The following is a 2,548-nucleotide window of genomic DNA, read 5'->3' on the forward strand; positions in this document are numbered from 1 at the left end:
ACCCGCGCCTTCCGCGAGATGGTGCTCGGACAAGATGGCGGCACCACCGACGTCAACGAGGCGTTCGCGGCGCGCAGCTTCGAAAATGTCGGCGCCTGGATCCTCGGCCGCAACATGTTCGGACCGATCCGCGGCGAATGGCCTGACGACAGCTGGAAAGGCTGGTGGGGCGACAACCCGCCCTATCATGTGCCGGTTTTCGTGCTGACCCATCACAAGCGGGAACCGATCACGATGGAGGGCGGCACCACTTTCCACTTCGTCATCGACGGCATCCATTCAGCTCTTGAACAGGCCAAGGCTGCCGCTGGCGGCAAGGATGTGCGGGTCGGCGGCGGCGTCGCCACCATACGGCAATATCTGCAGGAAAAACTGATCGACGAGATGCATCTGGCGATCGCGCCGGTGCTGCTGGGCACGGGCGAGAACCTTTTTGCCGGCCTGGACATGCTCAAGCTCGGCTATGTCTGCAGCGAGCAGGTGGCGACCCCGCTCGCGACGCATGTGGTGATCAAGCGGGCGTAGGTGGAGAGCCAATCTCCCCCCGCGTGGGGGAGATCGCAGCTTCGTCTGCCTCAATACTTTTCCGGTACGTAGAGCTCGCGCGGCAGCACCTGGCGTTCGTATTCGGGGTTGAAGACGCGCTCCGGCAAAGTGATCTCCTCGTGCGGCACTTCCTCGTAAGGCAGCTGCTTGAGCAGATGGTCGATGCAGTTCAGCCGCGCGCGTTTCTTATCGTTGCCCTCGACGATGAACCAGGGCGCTTCCGGGATGTTGGTGCGGGCGAAGGTCTCTTCCTTGGCCTTGGTGTACTGCTCCCAGCGCACGCGCGACTGCAGGTCCATCGGCGACAGTTTCCACTGTTTCATCGGATCGTGGATGCGCATCAGGAAGCGCATCTGCTGTTCCTCGTCGGTGATCGAGAACCAGTATTTGACCACGGTGATGCCCGAGCGGACCAGCATGCGCTCGAATTCCGGCACGTCGTGGAAGAATTCTTCGACCTGATCGGGCTGGGCAAAGCCCATCACCCGCTCGACGCCCGAGCGGTTGTACCATGAGCGGTCGAACAGCACGATCTCGCCGCCGGCCGGCAGATGCGGGACATAGCGCTGGAAATACCATTGCGACTTTTCGCGCTCCGTCGGCGCCGGCAGTGCGACGACACGGCAGATGCGCGGGTTGAGGCGCTGGGTGATGCGTTTGATGACACCGCCCTTGCCGGCCGAATCGCGTCCCTCGAAGATTACCACCAGCTTCTTCTTGTGGTGGGCGACCCAGGACTGCAGCTTGATCAATTCGGACTGCAGGGTGATCAGGTCGCGAAAATACTGCATGCGATCGATCGAAGGCGGATGCGAGTTCTTGTAGATCTTGGCGATCTCCATCGACAGCGCCGGCTCCGACATTTCGAGCTCATAGTCTTCGTCAAGCGTGTCGGCGAGCTCGGCTTCAAGCCAATCCCTGGCCGGAGAATTCTGTTTTAGCTCGGTCATTATCGGCTGCTCCACTTGCAAGCTCTGTCGATCCACGTCCGGCGCCCCAAACTCCCGGCCTACAGCCCGGGAACGGCAACACCTGAGCCGACTTCCATATAGGCCTGCAATGACGGTTTTATTGCAGCGCGAGCATGGTTACCGCCGCTGTCGATCCAGCCAGGCATGATCGATCCGCCGCGCTGGCATGGAGACACGTCACCCAAATTGTCCTACAAATAGCGGCCACTTTCGGGCGCCCCCCAGCCTTTTTCCAACGTAATCGCGAGGACCGACATGGAATACCGCACTCTCGGCCGTTCCGGCCTGAAAGTTTCGACACTGACCATGGGGACCATGACGTTCGGCGGCGCCGGAGCTTTTTCGGCGGTCGGCAAGACCGATCTCGACGAAGCGCGCCGGATGATCGATCTCTGTATCGACGCCGGCATCAATGTCATCGACACCGCCAATGTCTATTCGAACGGCATTTCCGAAGAAATCATCGGCGAAGCGCTCGGCGGCAAGCGCAAGGGCGACGTGCTGATCGCCTCCAAGGCACGGATGCGGATCGGCAAAGGTCCAAACGATGAAGGCCTGTCGCGCCATCACCTGATCCGGGAATGCGAGAAGAGCCTGAAGCGGCTCAAGACCGACGTCATCGACATCTATTTCCTGCACGAATGGGATGGCGTGACGCCGCTGGAGGAAACCATCGGCGCGCTCGACACGCTGGTTGCCCAGGGCAAGATCCGCTATGTCGGCTGCTCCAACTATTCCGGCTGGCAGGTGATGAAGGCGCTCGGCATCAGCGACAGCCGTCATCAGCCGCGCTTCATCACGCAGCAGATCCACTACACGCTGGAAGCGCGCGAAGCGGAGTACGAACTGCTGCCGATTTCCGTCGACCAGGGGCTGGGCGTTCTGGTCTGGAGCCCGCTTGCCGGCGGATTGCTGTCCGGCAAATACCGCCGTGACAGCCCCACCGCCCGCCAACTCGCGGGCTGGTCGGAACCACCGATCCGCGACGAGGACCGGCTGTGGCGGATCGTCGATGTGCTTGTGGAGATCGG

3 protein-coding genes are annotated in these 2,548 nt (G+C 61.5%); 2 read left to right on the top strand and 1 reads right to left on the bottom strand.

Annotated features, from left to right (window positions below):
* Positions 1–525: dihydrofolate reductase family protein (locus tag EN914_RS31775; RefSeq protein WP_164779056.1), on the top strand; the 525-nt coding region annotated here is incomplete at its 5' end.
* A 50-nt stretch (positions 526–575) separates the two neighbouring features.
* Here EN914_RS31775 and ppk2 read toward each other — a convergent pair.
* A complete protein-coding gene (ppk2, locus tag EN914_RS31780) occupies positions 576–1,496 on the bottom strand; it encodes a polyphosphate kinase 2 (RefSeq protein WP_013532260.1) in 921 nt (306 codons plus the stop codon).
* 276 nt (positions 1,497–1,772) lie between these two features.
* Here ppk2 and EN914_RS31785 point away from each other — a divergent pair.
* Positions 1,773–2,548: aldo/keto reductase (locus EN914_RS31785; protein WP_164779057.1), on the top strand; the 776-nt coding region annotated here is incomplete at its 3' end.

Origin of the sequence: Mesorhizobium sp. M7A.F.Ca.CA.001.08.2.1, assembly GCF_003998455.1 — a bacterium.
GTDB lineage: Bacteria > Pseudomonadota > Alphaproteobacteria > Rhizobiales > Rhizobiaceae > Mesorhizobium > Mesorhizobium ciceri.

Excerpts from the sequence above, each read along its gene's own strand:
- ppk2 (WP_013532260.1), bottom strand. The coding sequence starts at position 1,496 with ATGACCGAGCTAAAACAGAATTCTCCGGCCAGGGATTGGCTTGAAGCC.